The organism is Flavobacterium silvisoli (genome assembly GCF_004329815.1).
Lineage (GTDB): Bacteria > Bacteroidota > Bacteroidia > Flavobacteriales > Flavobacteriaceae > Flavobacterium > Flavobacterium silvisoli.
The window spans coordinates 1-1,291 of the sequence record NZ_SJPE01000036.1 but is presented as its reverse complement, the minus strand read 5'-3'; the positions used below and the strand labels follow the sequence as shown (position 1 = coordinate 1,291).

The following is a 1,291-nucleotide window of genomic DNA, read 5'->3' as shown; positions in this document are numbered from 1 at the left end:
CTACCGTTGTCATAAGTATATATAAACTTGTGATTCCCTTCAGCAACATTAAATGCGTTAAATAAGGAACCATTCAATACACCAACATTATCAACATTAGTCCATGTTCCATTGGTAGGGATAGTGTTTGATAAATAACTGTTTAAGTCCCAAAGAGTGGTTTTATCATTACAGATTTCATCAGGTGAAGTTATTTCATCTCCCACTTGAACCTCGATAGTCACATCGACTGTTTGAGTCACCACAGTTACGTTTCCGCAAGCATCAGAAGCAGTCCATGTTCTGGTTATTGTATAGGTACCATTGGCTACCGGTGTTTGTGTTTCAACCGGAGCAGGAACATTTACAGCAGAACAATTATCTGAAAACTGTAAAACTGGTATCTGTGGAATATTATTACAAGTAACCTGAGGATTCGGATCAAAGTTAGTTGTATCCAATACCGGTTTCGTTGTATCCTGAATTGTAATTACCTGAGTAAATACGTTCAATGTAGCATTAGAACAAGCATCAACGGCTATCCAAGTATTGGTATAAGTACCTCTGTTGGGACAATCCCCGGCAACAAAAATTCCCGGAGTTTTGATATAGGTTACATTAGTTGTACAGTTATCAACCGCTTGCGGAGCAAGAGCTTGCGCATTAGTCAAACCTTGAGCATCGCTGCATTCCAGTGTTACATCTAAACTACCGGCAGGAGTTACCCAAGTAGGTCTTGTATTATCTGATACGCTAATGGTTTGTGCATGTGTAGTGGTATTACCGGCACAGTCGGTAAGAGACCAAGTACGGGTAATAGTGTACGATCCTGCACAAGCGCCAACTACCGGAGCTCCATCTGTAAATGTAGCATTCAATCCTGTAGAACAGTTATCAGCTTCATCAGTTACATCGCCTGTAAACTCAACCGAAGCATCGTAAGTACAAGCATCTGTGGTGTAGATAGTGATATCCGCCGGAGCAGTGAAGGTAGGCTTGATGTTATCCGATACCGTGATGTTTTGAGTATGTGTAGTGGTATTACCGGCACAGTCGGTAAGAGACCAGGTACGAACAATAGTGTAAGCTCCAGCACATTGACCTGCTACAGGCTCCGCATCAGAGAATGTAGCATTCAATCCGGTAGAACAGTTATCAGCTTCATCAGTTACATCGCCTGTAAACTCAACCGAAGCATCGTAAGTACAAGCATCTGTGGTGTAGATGGTGATATCCGCCGGAGCTGTGAAGGTAGGCTTGATGTTATCCGATACCGTGATGTTTTGAGTATGTGTAGTGGTATTACCGGCAC

At 42.4% G+C, this 1,291-nt stretch carries 1 pseudogene; it reads right to left on the bottom strand.

Going from position 1 to position 1,291, the window contains the following annotated elements:
* Positions 1 to 1,291, bottom strand: a pseudogene (locus EZL74_RS13160) (gliding motility-associated C-terminal domain-containing protein); the annotation flags it as partial.